Source organism: Flavobacterium xinjiangense (assembly GCF_900142885.1).
GTDB lineage: Bacteria > Bacteroidota > Bacteroidia > Flavobacteriales > Flavobacteriaceae > Flavobacterium > Flavobacterium xinjiangense.
In genome coordinates this window covers 21,452-39,086 of the sequence record NZ_FRCL01000008.1, presented here as the reverse complement: position 1 = coordinate 39,086, position 17,635 = coordinate 21,452, and the positions used below count along the sequence as shown (strand labels likewise).

Sequence of the window (17,635 nt, the reverse complement as noted above, 5' to 3'; positions counted from 1 at the left end):
TTATTATAGTGATTGAATTAATATCCAAGCTTCAGGATTGTGTTTTTTCTGAATTTCTTGTTTAGCTTTTTCTGCTTCTGCAATTGTGGCATAACTTCCGTAAAGTACAGGGAATAATCCGTGTCTGTTAGGAGCGATTCGGCGGGCTTTGTATCCTAAACGAGTTAACTGATTAAATGTTTTTTGTGCATTTTTTTCTTCTCTGTAAACGCCTGCCATAATGTGATACGACATTTTTACTTCGGCAGCTGATTTAACAGATAGTGTTACAGCCGGAACTGGACTTTCGATAAAAAAAGTAGCTTCTTGTATTTTATTTTGAACTTGTTTTTGAACAGCAGTTTCAACAAGTGTAGTTTGAGTTGCAATTTGGTTTTGGTATATTGGATAACCAACACTTCCTGTTAAACCTAATCCAAGTACAAAAATAGCAGCGTATTTTAAATACGGATTCATTCTTCTTGTTTCCGGAATTAAAACAATTGGTTCTTTTTCTTCAATTGCCTGTATCTTTTGTTCGAAGATTTCTCTTTTCACAAGTGGAGAAACAAACGGACTTAAACCAAAAGAATTAGTCAAATAATTGGTTTGGTCGTATGGAGTAAATATTATATTAGAATCAGCATTCAGGCAAAGATCACCTACATTTTTTATAGCATAAAGACCGTTTTCTTCCAATGCTTTTTTCCAATTGAAAACTTCAAACTGAATAGCGCTAACAGCATATTCATAAGAAGTTTTTTCGGCTTGAGCAATATGATTAGCCAATAAACCATCATTGTTCTTAAGATTGGCATTGAAAGAAATCATTTTCTTTGGAGGAGAAAATGAATTTGAGCTTTCATTCAGTTGAGCCGATTGAATTTCGGTCAAAAAAGCCCCTAAACCCGGAACGGTTACACATTGATAACGGTATAAAAGCTGCGCGATGTATAGTTCGATTTTCATACTTACAAAGTTATACAACGAATATACTTATCAAAATTTTATTCACAATTTTTATTAACAATCCGCTTTAAATTTTATACATTTCAGTTTCAAATAGTTATTATGAACGAACAAGATTTATTTTATTTATTGGCATTGCAAAGAATAGAAGGAGTGGGCGATATTATGGCCAAAAAACTGCTTACCCATTTTGGAAGTGCGGAAGCGGTTTTTAATACAAAAGCATCGCAACTTGCTGCAATTGATGGAGTAGGATCTGTTTTGCTAAAAAATTTAAAAGATAAATCAGTTTTCGAAAAGGCAAATCAGGAACTGGAGTTTATAAAAGCGAATGAAATCAACGCGGTTTATTTTCAGGACGAAGATTATCCCGAACGGTTGAAACATTGTATTGACGGACCGCTTTTATTATTCACATCGGGAAATATCAATTTAAAAAACAGAAAAATAATCAGCATCGTGGGAACAAGACAAATTACGTCTTACGGTACGGAATTTTGCAGAAAACTGATTGAAGATTTAGCACCGCTTGATCCCATAATCGTGAGTGGTTTTGCTTACGGCGTTGATATCGTAGCGCATCAATTGGCAATGGAACATAATTTACAGACCATTGGCGTTGTCGCTCATGGTTTAAACCAAATTTACCCAAAAATTCATAAAAAATACGTCACCAAAGTGGAACAAAACGGAGGTTTCATGACCGAGTTTTGGAGTTCCTCGAATCCGGATAAAGAAAACTTCGTAAAAAGAAATAGAATCGTAGCTGGAATGTCTGAAGCTACCATCGTAATTGAGTCAGCAGACAGAGGTGGTTCATTGATTACGGCCAACATGGCCAATGATTACAACCGCGATGTTTTTGCCGTTCCGGGACGAGTTACGGACAAGTACAGCCAGGGTTGCAACAACCTGATAAAAACCCAGAAAGCAAATGTCCTGACCAGTGCAGCCGATTTGATTTATATTTTGAATTGGGACTTGGAAAAAGAAACAAAACCGGTACAAAAACAATTGTTTGTGACTTTAGAGGACGACGAACAAAAAGTCTATGATTACCTTTTAAAAACCGGAAAAGAACTGATGGATATTATTGCTTTGCGCTGTGATTTTCCGATTTATAAAATCTCAGGAATGCTGTTGAATATGGAATTGAAAGGCGTGATACGGCCATTGCCGGGGAAATTGTTTGAGGCGATATAAAGCAGTTTCAAAGTTCATGAAACTACTTTTTTTAATTTATGGTTTGTAATTTTTCCAAAAAGTATCGTTTTCTTTTTCCTTTTTTACATGATTCTTATATGCTGCTTTTGCAATTAAATCTAATTCATGACTTGCATAGTAATGTAAACATGATGAAGAAATAAAATTCATTCCAGTAATATCTTCGTCATCAACATGAATGTAGGGAGGAGGCATATTTTTAATTATTTTCCGCCCCAAAACTCGTGCACTATCCATTTCACTAAAATCAGATATTTCAGATGAATTGAATAAATCTTTCTTTGACATTAATTTAAAAATGCTATCGTTTTTATATCCTTCTTTGAGGCATTCATAGAAGACTTCATCTTTGAAATTATTTATCCAAGAAATTTGGGATGATTTAATTTGACCTTTATAATGAAATTTATCCCTTTTATATGTACTGCAACATGAAAGTTGAATACATGTTGCCAATAATGTTATTTTCACAAAAAATCTCATATGTCTTTAATTTAAAATCCAAAAATCTATATAATCAATTAGAGATATAATTTGTCTTTTAAAAGAGTACTAAATATTTGTACTCAAATATATTAAATTTTAAACCATAAAAAAATACTTACTTTTAGTGATATTTCATTAATATGGAACTCAAAGGCGTCATACGGCCTTTGCCGGGTAAATTGTTTGAGGCGATTTGATTGTACATATAAGTCATATAAGCTTGTTTGAAATAGTGTTACTTCAAACTATAAAAACTTATATGACTTATATGTTTTAAAAAATAGATTGTTAAACCTCAAATCCCAATTTTTCTCTAACTTTTCCTAAAACACCATTGGCAACAATTGCTGCTTTTTCAGCGCCAATTTTAAGCAACGCATCTACTTCAGGAAGGTTATTCATGTAGTAATTGTATTTTTCTCTTTCGGTTTTGAAGGTTTCTGTTATCAATTCAAAAAGGGCTTGTTTGGCGTGACCGTAACCGTAATTTCCACCGAGGTAATTGGCAGTCATTGTGGCTATTTGTTCTTCATTTGCCAATAATTTATAAATGGCAAACGCATTACAAGTTTCTGGATTTTTTGGATCTTCCAGTGGCGTGCTATCGGTTTCAATACTCATGACTTGTTTGCGCAACGCTTTATCATCTAGGAAAATATTGATAATATTATTGGCTGATTTACTCATTTTTCCGCCATTGGTTCCCGGAATCAACATACCGTCCTTTTGTATTATCGCTTCTGGAATCACAAACGTTTCTCCCATTTGGTGGTTGAAACGAGAGGCTACATCACGTGTGATTTCAAGGTGTTGCAATTGGTCTTTTCCAACTGGAACAAATTGGGCATCGTATAATAAAATATCGGCAGCCATCAACATTGGATATGAAAACAAACCAGCATTGACATCTTCCAGTCTGTCGGCTTTATCTTTAAAAGAATGCGCTAGTGTCAAGCGTTGAAAAGGAAAAAAACAACTTAAATACCATGATAATTCCGCTGTTTGTGGCACATCAGATTGTCTGTAAAAAACGACTTTATCTACATTCAAACCACAGGCAAGCCAAGCCGCTGCGGTACTGTAGGTATTTGTTCTTAATGTTTCACCGTTTTTTATTTGCGTTATGGAGTGTAAATCGGCAATGAAAAGAAACGATTCGTTTTCGGATTTATTTGATAATGCTATTGCGGGAATGATTGCGCCAAGTAAGTTTCCTAAATGTGGTGTTCCTGTACTTTGTACGCCGGTAAGTATTTTTGCCATTGTAATTTTTAACTTTAACCGCAAAGTTCGCAAAGTTTTTCGCAAAGTTCACACGGATTGTAATTTTTTTCTAACACTAAAGTTGCCAAATTTAATTCTTTTACCGCTATTTACATTCGATTCCTTACTTTTGGCATTATGAGAGGATTAAAAATTATTTTTTGGACACTTTGGCGCGTATGGTTTTATATTTTAATGGCCATTCCCATACTGGTTATGTTTCCCTTTTTAGTACTTTCTATTTTGACTGAAAGTGGCTATCCTTACTTTTTTAAGATGGCTCGAATTTGGGCAAAATTCATTCTTTTCGGAATGGGTTTTTACTATAAAATTGATAAAAACCAAGAAATGGAAGATCAAAAAAGTTATATGATCGTTGCCAATCATACCTCCATGGCCGATATAATGTTGATGCTTGCCCTTACTAAAAATCCTTTTGTTTTTGTTGGTAAAAAAGAACTTTCAAAAATTCCGTTGTTTGGATTTTTTTATAAAAGAAGCTGTATTTTGGTCGACAGAAGCTCCTCTAAAAGTAGAATGGAAGTCTTTAATCGTGCTCAAAAACGAATTAATCAAGGGCTGAGTATTTGTATTTTCCCTGAAGGCGGAGTTCCAGATGATGAATCGGTGCTATTGGACACATTCAAAGACGGTGCTTTCCGATTAGCACTTGACCATCAAATACCGATCGTTCCCATCACTTTTGCAGATAATAAAAAGAGATTTTCTTACACTTTTTTTAGTGGAAGCCCAGGACTAATGCGAGTTAAAATGCATTCTCATATAGAAACCTTGGGAAAAACAGCACACAACAGAAAAGAAATTCGGGAAGAAGTAAGAGATATCATTTATTCTCAATTGGAGGAATTTGAGAGGACTGAAGATGAAAATAAATTTGCTTTTTAGTAACTATGATATAAAAAAAAAGAGTTCACCAAGGTGAACTCTTTTTTAGTTTTATGCTTCTGCTAATTCTTTTATTCTAGCTTTAATTTTTTCTTCAAGCTCATCCGCTAATTCTGGATTGTCTTTTATCAAAGACTTTACAGCATCGCGACCTTGTCCTAATTTGGTTTCACCATAACTAAACCAAGATCCCGCTTTTTTGATGATTTCAAATTCAACGGCAAGATCTAAAATCTCTCCAGTCTTTGAAATTCCTTCACCGTACATGATATCAAATTCAGCGATTTTAAATGGCGGAGCCACTTTGTTTTTCACCACTTTTACTTTGGTTCTGTTTCCAAGTACGTTATCTCCATCCTTAATTTGAGTAGAACGACGAATATCTAAACGTACCGAAGCGTAAAATTTCAAGGCGTTTCCTCCAGTTGTAGTTTCTGGATTTCCAAACATTACTCCAATTTTCTCTCTCAATTGATTGATAAAGAAAACAGTACAATGTGTTTTACTGATTGTTCCGGTTAATTTTCGTAATGCTTGAGACATCAAACGAGCATGAAGACCCATTTTTGAATCTCCCATTTCACCTTCAATCTCACTTTTTGGAGTCAAAGCCGCTACGGAGTCAATTACAACAATATCAATTGCTCCTGAACGAATTAAGTTTTCCGCAATTTCTAATGCTTGTTCTCCATTATCTGGTTGAGAAATGATTAGATTTTCAATATCTACGCCTAATTTTTCCGCATAATTTCTGTCGAAAGCATGTTCAGCGTCAATAAATGCAGCAATACCACCCGCTTTTTGAGCTTCAGCAATCGCGTGAAGTGTCAAAGTTGTTTTTCCAGATGATTCTGGACCGTATATTTCAATAATTCTTCCTCTTGGATATCCACCAACTCCCAAGGCTAAATCGATTCCTAAAGACCCAGAAGAAATAGTTTCTACTTCCTCAATGGCTTTGTCCCCCATTTTCATTACCGTACCTTTTCCGTAGGTTTTATCCAATTTGTCTAGCGTAAGTTGTAACGCTTTTAATTTAGCTTCTTTCTCTGTACTCATCTTCTCTTTTACCTTTTCTTTCATCTATTTGTATTATTTTTTATAATCGTAAAAAACTGACAGAATGACTAATTATCCTGAAAATTTCATTTAGAGTAACATATATTTTCGTAAAAATACTTCTTTTTTTGATGTGAAATTTGTCTTTATAAAATATTTTTCAACCCTTATTTTGTATCCAAAGGCAATACATTTATTTCTTTTTTACAAGAATAATGCCTTCAGTTCAGTAGCGTCGTGAGGATTCATTTTTCCTGCTAAAACCAAACTCAATTGCTTGCGGCGTAAAGCGGCATCAAAACGTTGTTTTTCCAGTTCTGTTTCGGGAACGATTTGAGGAACTTCTACAGGTCTTCCCGTGTCATCTACAGCGACAAAAGTATAAATAGCTTCATTGGCCTTGGTTTTGTTACCAGATTCACGGTCTTCTACCCAGATGTCGATGTATATTTCCATGGAACTCTTGAACGCTCTGGAAACTTTCGCTTCAACGGTAACAACACTTCCCAAAGGAATAGCTCTGTTAAAAGCGACGTGATTTACGGATGCTGTAACTACAATTCTTCTGGAATGTCTTCTTGCTGCGATACTTGCTGCACGATCCATGCGGGCTAATAATTCACCTCCAAAAAGATTATTCAAGGGATTGGTCTCGCTTGGTAAAACCAAATCGGTTAATGTCGTTAAAGATTCGGAAGGATGTTTTGGTATCATTTTTTGTGTCAATGTAATTTATTATTTTTTAATGTAAGTTGTGCTTTTTAGTTTAACCAATATACAGCCATAATAGCCGGGATAAAATAAATAACAATAGTTCTGGCACCGTCATAATCTTTGGCTAATCGTTGTCCGAAGAGTAACATCAATAAAGTCACACAAGAAAAAACAGCTCCGTAAAAGCCAAAAATTCTTCCGTTGTTTACAAATAATTCGATACAGCCAACAACACACAAAATACCCGAAATTAATTCTAAAATTAAAATATTCAGCAAGGCTAAAGGCACTTGGTTTTTTAATGGAGTTTTTGAAAAATGACCTTTTAACCAATCCACATTGTCTTTCCAATAAAACAGTTTGTCGTAACCGGATTGAAGAAAAGTAATGGCCAAAAAAATCAAAATTAAAATAGAAGTAATGTTGTTCATGTTTTTATTTTTTGTGAATTAAACGGGTAAGTTTGATTGATAAATCGGTTAAAATTATTTTTGCATTTCCGTTGCGCTCAATGTGATACATAGCATCCGAAAGTTCCTGAAAGATATCATTTATATTATTGCCATTGACAAAGGGGGCAAAATTCTCGAGTTTGAACTTCTCTACTTGCGGTTCTATATAAACTAAACTTGGAGTTTGATAATTCAATAATAAGGCCTGACGGAACATGTCAATGCAAAAGTGTAAAAACTTCTTTTGAGTCTCTCTTCCCAAACCAGCAATTTGCTCGCTCCATTGAATCAAATCCTGAATTGCTGCGGCATTTCCTTTGGCTCTAAAAGCGGCACGAACCCAATCAACAAACCATTTTTCGAAAAAAACCGATTCACTGTCCGGTTGCAATAACTGAAGTGCTTTGTTATAATTTCCTTGGGCTTGATGCGCTATTTTTACAGCCGTTTTTGATTCAATATTTTCTCTTGAAACTAAGGCGTCAGCAATAATTTTTTCTGGTAAACCATTGAAATGTAAAACTTGGCAACGGGAACGAATCGTTTGAATGATATCTTCTTCGTTTTCTGAAATCAAGATAAAAACAGTTTTATCAGTAGGTTCCTCCAATAATTTCAATAATTTGTTGGAAGCGGCTGTGTTTAATTTATCGGCCATCCAAATGATCATTATTTTGTATCCGCCTTCATAGGATTTCAACGCCAAAGATTTCAGTATTTCCTGTGCGTCGTCGACTCTAATTTCGCCCTGCTTATTTTTAACGCCAAGCATTTGATACCAATCAAATAAGCTTCCATATAGATTTTCGCTTAAAAACTGTCTCCATTCTGTAATGAAATCAATACTTTTTGGTTTTGTTTTTACATCTTCGGTGCTTACGGTTGGATAAATAAAATGCAAATCCGGATGTGAAATTTTATTGAATTTCAGATTACACGCTTCATTTGAACCGGAGTTTTCGGCATTTTGATTGCTGCAAATGATATATTGCGCATAAGCAATTGCCATGGCTAAAGTACCGCTTCCTTCAGGACCAACAAACAATTGTGCATGTGGAATTCTGCCCAGATTAGCACTTTTTGTCAAATGACTTTTAATATTTTCCTGACCTAAAATTTCTGAAAATTGCATAAAGCAAAGATAGAAGAAAATGGTTGAGTCTAAAATTTTAGCAAGCAAAGTTTTGTAGTAGGAATTTTCAAATTTACAGTTGGATCAAGATGATTTTTAGATATTTAATTTAACATATTTCAGAAATAAAAACAGTTATAATAATAAAAAGACACATTGTTTATTAATTTACATCGATTTCGTTACAAAAAATGGGATTTATTTGATTTCATCAAATTTATTAATAGTCTAAAAGTTCTATATTTGTTATCATTTCAAAAACAAACAAACTAAAAATAGACCTAATGAAAACTTTAAACGATTTTGATTTCAAAAATAAAAAAGCCATAATCCGCGTAGATTTTAATGTGCCTTTGGACGAAAATTTCAATGTAACAGATGCTACTCGTATCGAGGCGGCAAAACCAACAATTGATGCAATTCTTGCTCAAGGTGGAAGCGTAATTTTGATGTCTCATTTAGGCAGACCATCAGGTGTTGAAGAAAAATATTCATTGAAACATATCCTAAAAACAACTTCAGAAGTGATAGGAGTACCTGTTCAGTTTGCTTCAAACTGTGTTGGTGTGGAAGCTGTAACTGCTGCTGAAAAATTACAAGCCGGAGAAGTTTTATTATTGGAAAATTTACGTTTTCACAGCGAAGAAGAAGCAGGAGATGTTGCTTTTGCAAAAGAATTAGCGTCACTTGGTGATATTTATGTAAACGATGCATTTGGAACAGCGCACAGAGCACACGCTTCGACTACAATAATTGCTCAGTTTTTCCCAACTGAAAAATGTTTCGGATTATTGTTGGCTAAAGAAATTGAAAGCTTGAACAAAGTTTTGAAAAACAGTGAAAAACCAGTAACAGCAGTTCTTGGTGGATCAAAAGTTTCTTCTAAAATTACGGTTATCGAGAATATTCTGGACAAAGTGGATCACATGATTATTGGAGGTGGAATGACATTTACTTTCGTGAAAGCTTTAGGTGGGAAAATAGGGGACTCAATATGCGAAGATGACAAGCAAGAATTGGCATTGGAAATTTTGAGATTGGCCAAAGAAAAAGGTGTTCAAATTCATATTCCCGTTGATGTTGTCGCGGCAAATGCATTTTCAAATACTGCCGATACTCAAATTGTTGATGTTAATGAAATTCCTGATGGATGGCAAGGACTTGATGCTGGACCAAAATCATTGGAAAACTTCAAAAAAGTGATCATGGAGTCTAAAACTATTCTTTGGAATGGTCCATTAGGCGTTTTTGAAATGGAAAGTTTTGCGAACGGGACAATTACCCTTGGAAATTTCATTGCTGAATCAACTGCAAACGGAGCTTTCTCACTTGTAGGTGGCGGAGATTCAGTAGCTGCTGTAAAACAATTTGGGTTAGAAGACAAGATGAGCTATGTTTCTACTGGCGGAGGTGCTATGCTGGAAATGCTGGAAGGTAAAGTATTGCCTGGAATTGCTGCCATCTTGGAATAATTACATTACATCTTTGAAATTATACTAGCCGATTAAAAAACAGCGAAATAATTTATCTGTTCGAGATTTCAGTCTTAAAAAATGGAATGATATTAGCGGGGAATATATTAAACCTGGAATGAAGCTAAAAATAAACGGATAATACAATTAACTTCTATAAATTTGGGTTTTATTTTATAATTAAATTATAATGAATAAAGCCCATTTTTTATTTCTTTTTATTTCCTTTCTACTCTTTTCCTGTGCAAAGAAAAGTGATAATTTACCTCGGAAAACAACGGGGAAAATTAATACAATTTCTGTTATTATTGATGACCAGTTGTGGAATGGTGAGGTGGGAGATAGCATCCGAAATAAGTTTGCCGCGCCAGTCATTGGTTTACCACAAGAAGAACCCCTTTTTTCCATAAATCAATATCCTATTAAACTTTTGGAAGGTTTTATGACCGACAATAGGACAATTATCGTGGTGAAAAAAGGAGAAGATAATACGTTTGAAATAATTAAAAATCAGTACGCATCCCCTCAAAATGTATTTCATATTTCAGGAAAAACAAGTACTGATATTATAAAAAGCATTGAAAAAAATGCACCCAAAATGATTCGGTTGATCAAACAAATGGAAATTGCCGAAAGCCAAAGAATTAACAGTCAATTGCTAATTGATCCTAAAATTATTGCCAACAAATTCCAAATCTCGATAAAAATTCCTTCTGCATACGCCTACGTTCTCCATAAAAGTAAATTTATTTGGTTGAAAAAGGAAATAATCGGCGGTAACACAAGCCTTTTAATTTATGAAGTTCCTATCAGTTCCCTAAAAAAGAATTCAAATTTGATTAGCAGTATTGTTAAAATGCGAGATTCAATTGGTGCTTTGTATATCAGTGGTACCGAGCCGCAGTCTAATATGATTACAGAAGAGGCCTATGCGCCCTATATATTCAAGATTACCCTTGACGGGAAAAAAACCTATGAGACTAAAGGAACTTGGGAGCTAAAAAATGATTTTATGGCAGGGCCTTTTATTAATTATGCCATTATTGATAGGGATAATAATAGAATCTTGGTTTTAGAGGGTTTCTGTTACGCGCCTTCAAAAGAGAAGCGGGATTTGATGCACGAATTAGAATCCATCATAAAATCCGTCACTGTTTTGAAAAACTGATTTTTATTTTCTTTAATTTGCATTCTATAAAATAGTATAAAAACCACACGATGTTAAAATGGAGTATAAAGCCTTTTGAGGCACTTTCTGTTCACGAATTGTACGATTTACTACGGTTACGAAGCGAAATATTTGTAGTGGAACAAAACTGTGTTTATCTTGACCTTGACGGTAAGGACAAAGTGGCGTTGCATCTTTTTGGAGAATTCGAAGGAAAAATTGTGGCTCATGCCCGACTTTTCAAGGCTGGAATCAGTTTTGACAATGCCTCTATTGGCAGAGTAACCGTTGATGCAAATTACCGTGACAGGAAATGGGGTCATGACTTAATGCGCGAAGCTATTGCTGGTGTTCTGCTTCATTTTGGCGAAAGCCAAATTACCATCGGAGCTCAATTGTATCTTAAAAAATTCTACGAAAGCCATGGCTTTGTTCAAACTAGCGAAATGTATTTAGAGGATGATATTCCGCATATCGAGATGAAATTGGAATAATTATATTTTCAAGATAAGAAATTCTACTCTTCGATCAAGTGCTTCGCCTTTTCCAAGAGGGAATTTATTACCACAACCTTTATAGCTCATTCGAAGACTATTAATGTTTTTAGATACCAGATATTTAAACACATTTCTGGCGCGATTCAACGAAAGTTTTCTTTCATGAGTAGCAGAATCGATCGCATCGTCTAAAGAACTGGGCGTGCAACAGACATGTCCTCTAATTTCAAATTGAAGTGTCCCGTTTTTTTGCAATAGCAGCGCGATTTTATCCAATTCTTTTTTTGATTGTGCAGTGAGCTCGCTTCTTCCTAATGCAAAAAAAATGTTTTCTAAATAGATCCGATCTCCAACCTTATGTTTTTCCTGAAAGGAGTTATAGATACCTTTTCCAAAGCTGTTTTTCTTAACCACAAATAAGTCAACTCTCCTGTTTTTATTGCGAATTTCCGTAAGGTCATCAATAGAGTCCGTCTGTATAATTACACGTCCTTTTCCTTCAATAATGACAATTTTATTTTTATTAAAACCATTGTAAGTCAAAATGTCCTGTACCGTTTTTACTCTATTTTTAGACAATTTATAGTTATATTCGTTGTCGCCTCTATCATCGCAATAGCCGTAAATTTGGATAGATTCTATTTTAGAAGTATCAGCATTTTTTGCAAAATCAATGATGGTTTTGATTTGGGAGTTGTAAAGATCGGATTTGTCAAATTCAAAATAAACCGTCTCAACCGGTTTTACTTGGGCTGATAGATGGCAAAAAAACAGTAAAAACAGTATTCTAAAAATAGTTTTCATTAGATTTTCAAAATAGATTTATATTCTGAATTATTATCTAAAATGGTAATCGCTTTTTTAACTTCAGTATTGTTTTTGACGTAATATTGATACAATCCTTCTTGGTATTGGTATCTTTTAATAATTTCATCTACAATAAGATTCTTGATTTCTTTCTGATTTTTATCCAATAATTGGTCTTCACTTTTTTGAAGTGCGCTAAGCAATTGTTGGTATTCTAAAGAGATAGATTCATCTATTTTTTCTTTTTTGGCTATAGCCAAAGTGTTTTTCAATGCCAACTCCGTTTCAGTGTCAAAAGAAAATTTTTGAGCTTTTAAAAACTGTTTAAAGTCTAAATAATCAGAATCAGAAATCGAAGGAATACGATCTCCTAAAGTTGGATTTTTGTAATAATAACGAGTTACGTAATTAAAAATCCCATCGTTTTTGATTAAGGCATTGGTGATTGGGCTTAATTTTGTTTCATTAAGTTCTATGTCAGGCTGAATACCGCCCCCATCATAAACTGTTCTTCCTTTTCGGGTTTTAAATGCGTTGTAGTTTTTTTCTTCAGTTCGTACAGCGATGCCATTTTTGTCTTTATGGGCATAATCTAATGCCTGAATACATCTTCCTGAAGGCGTGTAGTAACGTGCAATAGTTACTTTTAGTTGCGTTCCATACGTTAAATCAACCGGTCTTTGCACTAATCCTTTTCCGTAACTTCTGCTTCCCAATACTATTGCGCGGTCCAAATCCTGCAGGGCACCGGAAACAATTTCAGAAGCCGATGCGCTTTTCCCATTTACAATAATAATTAGTGGAATTTGAGTGTCAATAGGCTCTTGGGTTGTTTTGTATGTATTGTTGTGCTTTTCTATTTTTGATTTTGTAGTTACAATGATTTCATTTTTTGGAACAAACAGATTGCAGATATTTACTGCTTCGTTCAAAAGTCCGCCTGGGTTGTCTCTTAAGTCCAAGATAATTCTTTCGGCACCTTCTCTTTTTAATTGTTCTAGCGCTTCTTTGGTTTCAAAGGCAGCTTTTTTATTGAAATGCAGTAAAACGATATAGCCCGTTTTTGCGTCAATTTTACCAAAAAACGGTACCGACTTTATTTCTACTTCATCTAGTACAATTTGGGTAGTATTTGTTTTCCCTTGACGGATATATTTAATGTCGACCTTAGTGTTTTTTGCGCCTTTTAACAGCTGAGAGGCGTCTTCTTTAAAATCTGAAAGAAGCACGTCGCCAATTTGTATAATTTCATCACCGGGCTTAAGGCCAGCTTTGTCGGCAGGAAAGTTTTTATATATTTCTTTTACCGTAAGCTTATCCTCTTTTCGAGTTAATAAAGCTCCAATTCCAGTATATTCTCCTGTGTTGTTTATTTTAAATTTGACTACATCCTGTTCGTTGAAATATACGGTATAGGGATCAAGACTTCCTAACATTCCATTGATGGCTTTATCCATTAACTGACCTGGATTTGTCTCGTCAACATAATTCTTATTCACCTCCTTAAAAAGTGTGGTAAATATTTCTATTTGCTTTGCAATTTCAAAAAAATCGTCCTTGAAACTTGCTCCAATAAACAGAAATGCCGAAGCAGCAACCGGAATTATGAATTTTTTTGTAAAAAAGGAGTTCATGGCGTTTAACTAAATTTGTTAGCGCTAAAATAAGAATAAATCGCCAATAATAATTAAAGTATTGTAGGTAAAGACTATATTGGTGAATTTGGCTAAGAAGAAAACTATAGTTTTTCTAAATCCGAGGAGTTTTCTGGTATAGTAGTTTTGCTATTTTGTTGCAAGAACTTCTCAAACAGTTGGATTGTCTTAGTGTTGATTTCCTCATAAGACAAGCGGTCTTTGCTTTGGTAAAACAACATAAATGCATGCGGTTTATCTAAATTGTCCAGTAGTAGATGTTTGTTGAGTCGGTAGGTTTCGCGAAGTACTCGTTTGAAATAATTACGGTCAACCGCTTTTTTAAAGTGTTTTTTTGATACCGAAACGCCCATCTTGATTTTTTGACCTTCTCCTAAATTTCCAGAATAATAGACTAATCGTAAAGGATATTTAGACACAGATTTCCCTTCGGAAAATAATAATCCAATAGTGATTTTACTTTTTAGCTTTTCGTTTTTGGGATAGGTGAAGTTCATTTTAGAAGAAAAAAGACATGGATTTTAGCGCGCAAAGTTACAATTAAACCATGACTCTATTTATTGTTTGGGATTTAAATCGGGCTAAAAATATATTTATTACTTTTGTGGCTAATTTTTTAAGCATGCAAAAACTAATTTCGTATCCCATATCTATAATTTATTACTTGTGTTTTGGTCTTGTATTGGTCATTTTTCATCCCATTCAATGGGTTTGTTTTACTGTTTTTGGCTATCAGGCGCATAAAAAAAGTGTGGACTACATGAACTTTCTTTTAGTGCGATGCACTAATCTTTTAGGAACCACGTATAAATTTGAAAATAAAGAAAATATTCCAAAAGATGTTCCTTTGATATTTGTTTCGAATCATCAAAGTCTATATGATATTATTGCGATGATTTGGTATTTACGCCGTTTTCATTGTAAATTTGTAAGCAAAAAAGAATTAGGAAAAGGAATTCCAAGTGTTTCGTATAATTTACGACATGGAGGTTCTGTCCTTATTGACCGTAAAGACCCTAAACAGGCCATTCCGGCCATTAAAGGTTTAGCTGAATATATTGAAAAATACAAACGTTCGGCGGTCATTTTCCCCGAAGGGACGCGAAGTAAAACAGGGAAACCTAGAGAATTTTCGCAAACCGGGTTGAAAATATTATGCAAAAATGCGCCATCAGCTTATGTGGTTCCGGTGACGATAAACAATTCATGGAAAATGGTTAAATATGGATTTTTCCCCTTAGGTTTAGGAAATCACCTTACCTTTGTAATACATAAACCGTTAGCTGTGAAAGACTATAGTTTTGAAGAGCTAATGGAAAAAACAGAACAAACAGTTGTACAAGGAATAAAAATTTAATTTATATATAATGTCAATAAAAAACATTCGATTAGAAGTAATGCAGTTTTTGGAAAAAAACGTGGATAGCTTCGTTGATCAATACCTAATCCCAGTAGAGAAAATATGGCAACCTTCTGATTTTTTGCCTAATTCTGAAAGTGATACCTTTTTTGATGAGGTAAAAGAATTACGTGAAATAGCAAAAGAATTACCGTACGATTTCTGGGTGACTTTAGTGGGTGATACCATTACAGAAGAAGCTTTGCCAACCTACGAATCCTGGTTAATGGATGTAGATGGTATTGATAACGTGGAGAGAAATGGATGGTCTAAATGGATCAGACAATGGACCGGAGAGGAAAACCGTCACGGAGATTTGCTTAATAAATACTTGTATTTATCAGGTCGTGTCAATATGCGTGAAATCGAAATGACGACGCAACACCTTATAAATGATGGTTTTGATATTGGTACCGGAAGAGATCCTTATAAAAACTTTGTTTACACCAGTTTTCAAGAATTAGCAACGTATGTTTCTCATAACAGAGTAGCACAAATGGCTAAAAAATACGGGGATAACAAATTGTCTAAAATGTGTAAAATGATTGCTGGTGACGAAATGCGCCATCATCATGCGTATAGCGAATTTGTAAACAGAATATTTCAAGTCGACCCTAGCGAAATGATGCTTGCTTTTCAATATATGATGAAAGCAAAAATCGTTATGCCAGCGCATTTCTTGAGAGAATCAGGGCAAAAGATCAGCACAGCTTTTGAGCAGTTTTCTGATTCTGCGCAGCGAATTGGTGTTTATACAGCAGCGGATTATGTAGATATCATGCAAAAATTAATTGAAAAATGGGAAATTGATAAGATTACCGGTTTGACTGATGAAGCAGAGAAAGCACGTGATTATTTGATAAAATTACCAGCAAGAATGGCGAGAATATCAGAAAGAATGGTAATACCGCAAGAATCCCACATTTTCAAATGGGTAGAGCCAGCTTTAGCACGATAGATTTCTGAGTTCGAACAAAGGATAGATAATGTTGAATTTTGGAGTTGTTTTGCTTCAGAATTCAACATTTTTGATTAATACCAATTTCAAACCATGATTAAAGAAAATATAATAGACAAGACCATTCTTTTTGTTAAAGAAAAATTACAAAATGCCGAAGGTGGACACGACTGGTTCCATATTGAAAGAGTGTATAAAAATGCTGTTTTAATTTCCAAAAACGAAGTTTGTGACCCAACAATAGTTCGTTTAGGCGCTCTGCTTCATGATATTGCGGATAGTAAATTCCATGACGGTGATGAAACAGTTGGCCCCAGAATAGCGCGAGAATTTCTGGAAGCACAAAACACGGCCGAATCAACAATAGTACACGTAATAAATATCATTGAAAACATCTCGTATAAAGGAGGTAATTTCGAAAAGAAATTCTCTTCTATTGAATTGGATATCGTTCAAGATGCGGATCGTTTAGACGCCATTGGAGCCATTGGAATTGCAAGAGCATTCAATTATGGCGGATTCAAGAATAGAACGCTGTATGATCCTAAAATCGCGCCAAAAGCGAAGATGTCAAAGGAAGAATACAAGAACAATGATTCTCCAACGCTGAATCATTTTTACGAAAAGTTATTGCTTTTGAAAGACAAGATGAATACGGAAACCGGAAAACAGATTGCACAGGAAAGACATAAATATATGCAAGGGTTTTTGTCGCAGTTTTATGCGGAATGGGAAGGGGAGAAGTAAGTAAGCAGTGTTCAGTTTTTAGTATTCAGTTTGTTGATATTGAAATAGTACCGCTCTACTTCAAAAAAAACGATTTCAGTCTTGTTTTACACACAAACCAGGAACTGAAAAATTCTGATTACTGACCACTATTTGAAATTTCAGATGTTTAATGATTGCTGATTTTTAATTCAAAAATCAGCAATCGTTAATCAAAAATCTTAAATCGAAATTCCTTTTGCTTTCATTTCCAGGATAACATCCGAAGCGTTTTTAAAAGTTGGCGCTTGTTCAACAATACTTCCCACTCTTTTTTTATTGAGTTTAAAGGTGATATCATTCTCCGTTGTAAATAGTAGAGCCGTCAAAAAAGGGTTATTCATAAAGGGAGCTAATATAATAAAAGTTTCATCTATAGTGTGGAAACTTTCTACTTCTTCCGTTTTATAACGCGCCGTAATCGAAAGACTAAAAATGTCATCGTTCAACACCGGGCGAACGTAAATGTTTTTTAATTCGGTATCACCAATAGTTTTGGCCAAAGTTAATTTAGCGTAAGTTCCATTTTGGATGCTTTCTTTTACCTTTTCCCAAAATTGGGCAAATACAGGTTGGTAAGACATAAGTTGAATTTTTTGATGTTGTTATATTTCGAATATGGGTCTGCAAAATTAAGTGTTGTAAACTAAACAATCTATATAAAACAGCACTATTTTACTTATGGTAATCGCATTGTGAAAACAACTACAATATCATTTTAAAATAAGTC

The 17,635-nt window shown here is 34.4% G+C and carries 19 protein-coding genes; 8 read left to right on the top strand and 11 right to left on the bottom strand.

From position 1 onward, the window contains the following. Positions 1–3: 3 nt before the first annotated feature. Positions 4–948 carry an HU domain-containing protein gene (locus tag BUC23_RS10870; protein WP_073209331.1) on the bottom strand — a complete coding sequence of 315 codons (945 nt, stop codon included), beginning with the start codon at positions 946–948 and terminating at the stop codon, positions 4–6. A 102-nt stretch (positions 949–1,050) separates the two neighbouring features. On the opposite strand from BUC23_RS10870, the gene dprA reads away from it, so the two are divergent. After that, complete coding sequence (gene dprA / locus BUC23_RS10865) at positions 1,051–2,151, top strand: DNA-processing protein DprA (RefSeq protein ID WP_073209330.1); 1,101 nt, start codon at positions 1,051–1,053, stop codon at positions 2,149–2,151. Between the two features lie 36 nt (positions 2,152–2,187). On the opposite strand, the gene BUC23_RS10860 is transcribed toward dprA, so the two are convergent. Together BUC23_RS10860 and trpS are read right to left on the bottom strand one after the other, a co-directional pair. Beyond that, positions 2,188–2,655, bottom strand: a complete 468-nt coding sequence (locus BUC23_RS10860; protein ID WP_073209328.1) for a hypothetical protein — start codon at positions 2,653–2,655, stop codon at positions 2,188–2,190. Positions 2,656–2,946: 291 nt separating this feature from the next. Continuing rightward, positions 2,947–3,921, bottom strand: coding sequence for a tryptophan--tRNA ligase (gene trpS / locus BUC23_RS10855; RefSeq protein ID WP_073209326.1), 975 nt, complete (start codon positions 3,919–3,921; stop codon positions 2,947–2,949). A gap of 138 nt (positions 3,922–4,059) precedes the next feature. On the opposite strand from trpS, the gene BUC23_RS10850 reads away from it, so the two are divergent. Next, positions 4,060–4,827 carry a lysophospholipid acyltransferase family protein gene (locus BUC23_RS10850; protein WP_073209324.1) on the top strand — a complete coding sequence of 256 codons (768 nt, stop codon included), beginning with the start codon at positions 4,060–4,062 and terminating at the stop codon, positions 4,825–4,827. A gap of 51 nt (positions 4,828–4,878) precedes the next feature. Here BUC23_RS10850 and recA read toward each other — a convergent pair whose 3' ends face one another. From recA to BUC23_RS10830, 4 genes are all read right to left on the bottom strand, one after another. After that, the gene (gene recA, locus BUC23_RS10845; RefSeq protein ID WP_073209530.1) at positions 4,879–5,886 is read right to left on the bottom strand and encodes a recombinase RecA; all 1,008 of its coding nucleotides are present in this window, start codon (positions 5,884–5,886) and stop codon (positions 4,879–4,881) included. Positions 5,887–6,090: 204 nt separating this feature from the next. Further along, positions 6,091–6,600 carry an acyl-CoA thioesterase gene (locus tag BUC23_RS10840; RefSeq protein ID WP_073209322.1) on the bottom strand — a complete coding sequence of 170 codons (510 nt, stop codon included), beginning with the start codon at positions 6,598–6,600 and terminating at the stop codon, positions 6,091–6,093. Between the two features lie 47 nt (positions 6,601–6,647). After that, positions 6,648–7,031 carry a DoxX family membrane protein gene (locus BUC23_RS10835; protein ID WP_073209320.1) on the bottom strand — a complete coding sequence of 128 codons (384 nt, stop codon included), beginning with the start codon at positions 7,029–7,031 and terminating at the stop codon, positions 6,648–6,650. 4 nt (positions 7,032–7,035) lie between these two features. After that, positions 7,036–8,184 (bottom strand): DNA polymerase III subunit, encoded by a 1,149-nt coding sequence (locus BUC23_RS10830; RefSeq protein WP_073209318.1) that lies wholly within the window; start codon positions 8,182–8,184, stop codon positions 7,036–7,038. A 284-nt stretch (positions 8,185–8,468) separates the two neighbouring features. Here BUC23_RS10830 and BUC23_RS10825 point away from each other — a divergent pair, with 284 nt between their 5' ends. From BUC23_RS10825 to BUC23_RS10815, 3 genes are all read left to right on the top strand, one after another. Further along, entirely contained in the window at positions 8,469–9,656 is a 1,188-nt protein-coding gene (locus BUC23_RS10825) for a phosphoglycerate kinase (RefSeq protein ID WP_073209316.1), read from the top strand. A gap of 190 nt (positions 9,657–9,846) precedes the next feature. Beyond that, a complete protein-coding gene (locus BUC23_RS10820; protein ID WP_073209314.1) occupies positions 9,847–10,824 on the top strand; it encodes a DUF4837 family protein in 978 nt (325 codons plus the stop codon). Between the two features lie 50 nt (positions 10,825–10,874). Beyond that, the gene (locus BUC23_RS10815) at positions 10,875–11,318 is read left to right on the top strand and encodes a GNAT family N-acetyltransferase (RefSeq protein ID WP_073209312.1); all 444 of its coding nucleotides are present in this window, start codon (positions 10,875–10,877) and stop codon (positions 11,316–11,318) included. Here BUC23_RS10815 and BUC23_RS10810 read toward each other — a convergent pair whose 3' ends face one another. The 3 genes from BUC23_RS10810 to rnpA all read right to left on the bottom strand — a co-directional run bounded on the left by BUC23_RS10810 (position 11,319) and on the right by rnpA (position 14,280). Beyond that, the gene (locus BUC23_RS10810; RefSeq protein WP_073209310.1) at positions 11,319–12,125 is read right to left on the bottom strand and encodes an OmpA family protein; all 807 of its coding nucleotides are present in this window, start codon (positions 12,123–12,125) and stop codon (positions 11,319–11,321) included. After that, positions 12,125–13,762, bottom strand: a complete 1,638-nt coding sequence (locus tag BUC23_RS10805) for a S41 family peptidase (protein ID WP_073209308.1) — start codon at positions 13,760–13,762, stop codon at positions 12,125–12,127. The genes BUC23_RS10810 and BUC23_RS10805 overlap by 1 nt, the downstream gene beginning before the upstream one ends. Positions 13,763–13,866: 104 nt before the next feature. Next, positions 13,867–14,280 carry a ribonuclease P protein component gene (rnpA, locus tag BUC23_RS10800; RefSeq protein ID WP_073209307.1) on the bottom strand — a complete coding sequence of 138 codons (414 nt, stop codon included), beginning with the start codon at positions 14,278–14,280 and terminating at the stop codon, positions 13,867–13,869. Between the two features lie 125 nt (positions 14,281–14,405). On the opposite strand from rnpA, the gene BUC23_RS10795 reads away from it, so the two are divergent. The 3 genes from BUC23_RS10795 to BUC23_RS10785 all read left to right on the top strand — a co-directional run bounded on the left by BUC23_RS10795 (position 14,406) and on the right by BUC23_RS10785 (position 16,887). Then, on the top strand, positions 14,406–15,140 hold the full coding sequence (locus tag BUC23_RS10795) for a lysophospholipid acyltransferase family protein (RefSeq protein ID WP_073209528.1): 735 nt from the start codon (positions 14,406–14,408) through the stop codon (positions 15,138–15,140). Between the two features lie 10 nt (positions 15,141–15,150). Then, a complete protein-coding gene (locus tag BUC23_RS10790; RefSeq protein ID WP_073209305.1) occupies positions 15,151–16,140 on the top strand; it encodes an acyl-ACP desaturase in 990 nt (329 codons plus the stop codon). Positions 16,141–16,233: 93 nt separating this feature from the next. Next, positions 16,234–16,887, top strand: coding sequence for an HD domain-containing protein (locus BUC23_RS10785; RefSeq protein ID WP_073209302.1), 654 nt, complete (start codon positions 16,234–16,236; stop codon positions 16,885–16,887). A gap of 200 nt (positions 16,888–17,087) precedes the next feature. Here the strand turns inward: BUC23_RS10785 and BUC23_RS10780 are convergent, their stop codons facing one another. Beyond that, on the bottom strand, positions 17,088–17,489 hold the full coding sequence (locus tag BUC23_RS10780) for a hypothetical protein (RefSeq protein WP_073209300.1): 402 nt from the start codon (positions 17,487–17,489) through the stop codon (positions 17,088–17,090). Positions 17,490–17,635 lie beyond the last annotated feature (146 nt).

What these genes read in the sequence shown, in the direction of transcription:
- BUC23_RS10870 (WP_073209331.1), bottom strand. Translation starts at nt 948, where the DNA reads ATGAAAATCGAACTATACATCGCGCAGCTTTTATACCGTTATCAATGT.
- dprA (WP_073209330.1), top strand. Translation starts at nt 1,051, where the DNA reads ATGAACGAACAAGATTTATTTTATTTATTGGCATTGCAAAGAATAGAA.
- BUC23_RS10860 (WP_073209328.1), bottom strand. Translation starts at nt 2,655, where the DNA reads ATGAGATTTTTTGTGAAAATAACATTATTGGCAACATGTATTCAACTT.
- trpS (WP_073209326.1), bottom strand. Translation starts at nt 3,921, where the DNA reads ATGGCAAAAATACTTACCGGCGTACAAAGTACAGGAACACCACATTTA.
- BUC23_RS10850 (WP_073209324.1), top strand. Translation starts at nt 4,060, where the DNA reads ATGAGAGGATTAAAAATTATTTTTTGGACACTTTGGCGCGTATGGTTT.
- recA (WP_073209530.1), bottom strand. Translation starts at nt 5,886, where the DNA reads ATGAGTACAGAGAAAGAAGCTAAATTAAAAGCGTTACAACTTACGCTA.
- BUC23_RS10840 (WP_073209322.1), bottom strand. Translation starts at nt 6,600, where the DNA reads ATGATACCAAAACATCCTTCCGAATCTTTAACGACATTAACCGATTTG.
- BUC23_RS10835 (WP_073209320.1), bottom strand. Translation starts at nt 7,031, where the DNA reads ATGAACAACATTACTTCTATTTTAATTTTGATTTTTTTGGCCATTACT.
- BUC23_RS10830 (WP_073209318.1), bottom strand. Translation starts at nt 8,184, where the DNA reads ATGCAATTTTCAGAAATTTTAGGTCAGGAAAATATTAAAAGTCATTTG.
- BUC23_RS10825 (WP_073209316.1), top strand. Translation starts at nt 8,469, where the DNA reads ATGAAAACTTTAAACGATTTTGATTTCAAAAATAAAAAAGCCATAATC.
- BUC23_RS10820 (WP_073209314.1), top strand. Translation starts at nt 9,847, where the DNA reads ATGAATAAAGCCCATTTTTTATTTCTTTTTATTTCCTTTCTACTCTTT.
- BUC23_RS10815 (WP_073209312.1), top strand. Translation starts at nt 10,875, where the DNA reads ATGTTAAAATGGAGTATAAAGCCTTTTGAGGCACTTTCTGTTCACGAA.
- BUC23_RS10810 (WP_073209310.1), bottom strand. Translation starts at nt 12,125, where the DNA reads ATGAAAACTATTTTTAGAATACTGTTTTTACTGTTTTTTTGCCATCTA.
- BUC23_RS10805 (WP_073209308.1), bottom strand. Translation starts at nt 13,762, where the DNA reads ATGAACTCCTTTTTTACAAAAAAATTCATAATTCCGGTTGCTGCTTCG.
- rnpA (WP_073209307.1), bottom strand. Translation starts at nt 14,280, where the DNA reads ATGAACTTCACCTATCCCAAAAACGAAAAGCTAAAAAGTAAAATCACT.
- BUC23_RS10795 (WP_073209528.1), top strand. Translation starts at nt 14,406, where the DNA reads ATGCAAAAACTAATTTCGTATCCCATATCTATAATTTATTACTTGTGT.
- BUC23_RS10790 (WP_073209305.1), top strand. Translation starts at nt 15,151, where the DNA reads ATGTCAATAAAAAACATTCGATTAGAAGTAATGCAGTTTTTGGAAAAA.
- BUC23_RS10785 (WP_073209302.1), top strand. Translation starts at nt 16,234, where the DNA reads ATGATTAAAGAAAATATAATAGACAAGACCATTCTTTTTGTTAAAGAA.
- BUC23_RS10780 (WP_073209300.1), bottom strand. Translation starts at nt 17,489, where the DNA reads ATGTCTTACCAACCTGTATTTGCCCAATTTTGGGAAAAGGTAAAAGAA.